Annotated in this window: 4 protein-coding genes and 3 pseudogenes; 3 read left to right on the plus strand and 4 right to left on the minus strand. The window is 43.5% G+C overall.

Features of this window, described 5'->3' with window-relative positions:
- The first annotated feature begins 229 nt into the window (after positions 1 to 229).
- The gene (locus tag RQN30_RS00005) at positions 230 to 424 is read left to right on the plus strand and encodes a YlcI/YnfO family protein (protein ID WP_001421937.1); all 195 of its coding nucleotides are present in this window, start codon (positions 230 to 232) and stop codon (positions 422 to 424) included.
- Positions 425 to 572: 148 nt separating this feature from the next.
- On the opposite strand, the pseudogene RQN30_RS00010 reads toward RQN30_RS00005, so the two are convergent.
- Positions 573 to 793 (minus strand): annotated as a pseudogene (locus RQN30_RS00010) (hypothetical protein).
- Positions 794 to 1,077: 284 nt separating this feature from the next.
- Between RQN30_RS00010 and RQN30_RS00015 the strand changes: the two are divergent.
- Both RQN30_RS00015 and bor read left to right on the plus strand, forming a co-directional pair.
- The gene (locus RQN30_RS00015) at positions 1,078 to 1,488 is read left to right on the plus strand and encodes a DUF1398 domain-containing protein (RefSeq protein WP_012775990.1); all 411 of its coding nucleotides are present in this window, start codon (positions 1,078 to 1,080) and stop codon (positions 1,486 to 1,488) included.
- A gap of 297 nt (positions 1,489 to 1,785) precedes the next feature.
- Positions 1,786 to 2,070 (plus strand): serum resistance lipoprotein Bor, encoded by a 285-nt coding sequence (bor, locus tag RQN30_RS00020; RefSeq protein WP_051631743.1) that lies wholly within the window; start codon positions 1,786 to 1,788, stop codon positions 2,068 to 2,070.
- 31 nt (positions 2,071 to 2,101) lie between these two features.
- On the opposite strand, the pseudogene rzpD reads toward bor, so the two are convergent.
- From rzpD to RQN30_RS00035, 3 genes and pseudogenes are all read right to left on the minus strand, one after another.
- A pseudogene (gene rzpD / locus RQN30_RS12410) lies at positions 2,102 to 2,562 on the minus strand (prophage endopeptidase RzpD).
- Positions 2,559 to 3,035 (minus strand): glycoside hydrolase family 24 protein, encoded by a 477-nt coding sequence (locus tag RQN30_RS00030; protein WP_000229403.1) that lies wholly within the window; start codon positions 3,033 to 3,035, stop codon positions 2,559 to 2,561. Before RQN30_RS00030 ends, rzpD begins: the two are co-directional and overlap by 4 nt.
- Positions 3,019 to 3,341: pseudogene (locus RQN30_RS00035) on the minus strand (phage holin, lambda family). The gene RQN30_RS00030 and the pseudogene RQN30_RS00035 overlap by 17 nt, the downstream one beginning before the upstream one ends.
- Positions 3,342 to 3,566 lie beyond the last annotated feature (225 nt).

The following is a 3,566-nucleotide window of genomic DNA, read 5'->3' on the forward strand; positions in this document are numbered from 1 at the left end:
CTTACGGTTCACTACTCACGACGATGTTTTTTTGGTACCTTTTTTCACCGGAAAGGACCCGTAAAGTGATAATGATTATCATCTACATATCACAACGTGCGTGGAGGCCATCAAACCACGTCAAATAATCAATTATGACGCAGGTATCGTATTAATTGATCTGCATCAACTTAACGTAAAAACAACTTCAGACAATACAAATCAGCGACACTGAATACGGGGCAACCTCATGTCAACGAAGAACAGAACCCGCAGAACAACAACCCGCAACATCCGCTTTCCTAACCAAATGATTGAACAAATTAACATCGCTCTTGAGCAAAAAGGGTCCGGGAATTTCTCAGCCTGGGTCATTGAAGCCTGCCGTCGGAGACTAACGTCAGAAAAGAGAGCATATACATCAATTAAAAGTGATGAAGAATGAACATCCCGCGTTCTTCCCTCCGAACAGGACGATATTGTAAATTCACTTAATTACGAGGGCATTGCAGTAATTGAGTTGCAGTTTTACCACTTTCCTGACAGTGACAGACTGCGTGTTGGCTCTGTCACAGACTAAATAGTTTGAATGATTAGCAGTTATGGTGATCAGTCAACCACCAGGAATAATCCTTCATATTATTATCGTGCTTCACCAACGCTGCCTCAATTGCTCTGAATGCTTCCAGAGACACCTTATGTTCTATACATGCAATTACAACATCAGGGTAACTCATAGAAATGGTGCTATTAAGCATATTTTTACACGAATCAGATCCACGGAGGGATCATCAGCAGATTGTTCTTTATTCATTTTGTCGCTCCATGCGCTTGCTCTTCATCTAGCGGTTAAAATATTACTTCAAATCTTTCTGTATGAAGATTTGAGCACGTTGGCCTTACATACATCTGTCGGTTGTATTTCCTCCAGAATGCCAGCAGGACCGCACTTTGTTACGCAACCAATACTATTAAGTGAAAACATTCCTAATATTTGACATAAATCATCAACAAAACACAAGGAGGTCAGACCAGATTGAAACGATAAAAACGATAATGCAAACTACGCGCCCTCGTATCACATGGAAGGTTTTACCAATGGCTCAGGTTGCCATTTTTAAAGAAATATTCGATCAAGTGCGAAAAGATTTAGACTGTGAATTGTTTTATTCTGAACTAAAACGTCACAACGTCTCACATTATATTTACTATCTAGCCACAGATAATATTCACATCGTGTTAGAAAACGATAACACCGTGTTAATAAAAGGACTTAAAAAGGTTGTAAATGTTAAATTCTCAAGAAACACGCATCTTATAGAAACGTCCTATGATAGGTTGAAATCAAGAGAAATCACATTTCAGCAATACAGGGAAAATCTTGCTAAAGCAGGAGTTTTCCGATGGGTTACAAATATCCATGAACATAAAAGATATTACTATACCTTTGATAATTCATTACTATTTACTGAGAGCATTCAGAACACTACACAAATCTTTCCACGCTAAATCATAACGTCCGGTTTCTTCCGTGTCAGCACCGGGGCGTTGGCATAATGCAATACGTGTACGCGCTAAACCCTGTGTGCATCGTTTTAATTATTCCCGGACACTCCCGCAGAGAAGTTCCCCGTCAGGGCTGTGGACATAGTTAATCCGGGAATACAATGACGATTCATCGCACCTGACATACATTAATAAATATTAACAATATGAAATTTCAACTCATTGTTTAGGGTTTGTTTAATTTTCTACACATACGATTCTGCGAACTTCAAAAAGCATCGGGAATAACACCATGAAAAAATGCTACTCGCTACTGCGCTGGCCCTGCTTATTACAGGATGTGCTCAACAGACGTTTACTGTTCAAAACAAACCGGCAGCAGTAGCACCAAAGGAAACCATCACCCATCATTTCTTCGTTTCTGGAATTGGGCAGAAGAAAACTGTCGATGCAGCCAAAATTTGTGGCGGCGCAGAAAATGTTGTTAAAACAGAAACCCAGCAAACATTCGTAAATGGATTGCTCGGTTTTATTACTTTAGGCATTTATACTCCGCTGGAAGCGCGTGTGTATTGCTCACAATAATTGCATGAGTTGCCCATCGATATGGGCAACTCTATCTGCACTGCTCATTAATATACTTCTGGGTTCCTTCCAGTTGTTTTTGCATAGTGATCAGCCTCTCTCTGAGGGTGAAATAATCCCGTTCAGCGGTGTCTGCCAGTCGGGGGAGGCTGCATTATCCACGCCGGAGGCGGTGGTGGCTTCACGCACTGACTGACAGACTGCTTTGATGTGCAACCGACGACGACCAGCGGCAACATCATCACGCAGAGCATCATTTTCAGCTTTAGCATCAGCTAACTCCTTCGTGTATTTTGCATCGAGCGCAGCAACATCACGCTGACGCATCTGCATGTCAGTAATTGCCGCGTTCGCCAGCTTCAGTTCTCTGGCATTTTTGTCGCGCTGGGCTTTGTAGGTAATGGCGTTATCACGGTAATGATTAACAGCCCATGACAGGCAGACGATGATGCAGATAACCAGAGCGGAGATAATCGCGGTGACTCTGCTCATACATCAATCTCTCTGACCGTTCCGCCCGCTTCTTTGAATTTTGCAATCAGGCTGTCAGCCTTATGCTCGAACTGACCATAACCAGCGCCCGGCAGTGAAGCCCAGATATTGCTGCAACGGTCGATTGCCTGACGGATATCACCACGATCAATCATAGGTAAAGCGCCACGCTCCTTAATCTGCTGCAATGCCACAGCGTCCTGACTTTTCGGAGAGAAGTCTTTCAGGCCAAGCTGCTTGCGGTAGGCATCCCACCAACGGGAAAGAAGCTGGTAGCGTCCGGCGCCTGTTGATTTGAGTTTTGGGTTTAGCGTGACAAGTTTGCGAGGGTGATCGGAGTAATCAGTAAATAGCTCTCCGCCTACAATGACGTCATAACCATGATTTCTGGTTTTCTGACGTCCGTTATCAGTTCCCTCCGACCACGCCAGCATATCGAGGAACGCCTTACGTTGATTATTGATTTCTACCATCTTCTACTCCGGCTTTTTAGCAGCGAAGCGTTTGATAAGCGAACCAATCGAGTCAGTACCGATGTAGCCGATAAACACGCTCGTTATATAAGCGAGATTGCTACTTAGTCCGGCGAAGTCGAGAAGGTCACGAATGAACTAGGCGATAATGGCGCACATCGTTGCGTCGATTACTGTTTTTGTAAACGCACCGCCATTATATCTGCCGCGAAGGTACGCCATTGCAAACGCAAGGATTGCCCCGATGCCTTGTTCCTTTGCCGCGAGAATGGCGGCCAACAGGTCATGTTTTTCTGGCATCTTCATGTCTTACCCCCAATAAGGGGATTTGCTCTATTTAATTAGGAATAAGGTCGATTACTGATAGAACAAATCCAGGCTACTGTGTTTAGTAATCAGATTTGTTCGTGACCGATATGCACGGGCAAAACGGCAGGAGGTTGTTAGCGCAAAAAAAATTCCAAAAAAAATTCCAAAAAAAAAGCGACTAACAAACACAATCTGATGGCAGCAATACGTAACTGAACGAAG

Origin of the sequence: Arcanobacterium hippocoleae, assembly GCF_040360365.1 — a bacterium.
Lineage (GTDB): Bacteria > Actinomycetota > Actinomycetes > Actinomycetales > Actinomycetaceae > Arcanobacterium_A > Arcanobacterium_A hippocoleae_A.

Excerpts from the sequence above, each read along its gene's own strand:
- bor (WP_051631743.1), top strand. The coding sequence starts at position 1,786 with ATGCTACTCGCTACTGCGCTGGCCCTGCTTATTACAGGATGTGCTCAA.
- RQN30_RS00030 (WP_000229403.1), bottom strand. The coding sequence starts at position 3,035 with ATGGTAGAAATCAATAATCAACGTAAGGCGTTCCTCGATATGCTGGCG.
- RQN30_RS00015 (WP_012775990.1), top strand. The coding sequence starts at position 1,078 with ATGGCTCAGGTTGCCATTTTTAAAGAAATATTCGATCAAGTGCGAAAA.
- RQN30_RS00005 (WP_001421937.1), top strand. The coding sequence starts at position 230 with ATGTCAACGAAGAACAGAACCCGCAGAACAACAACCCGCAACATCCGC.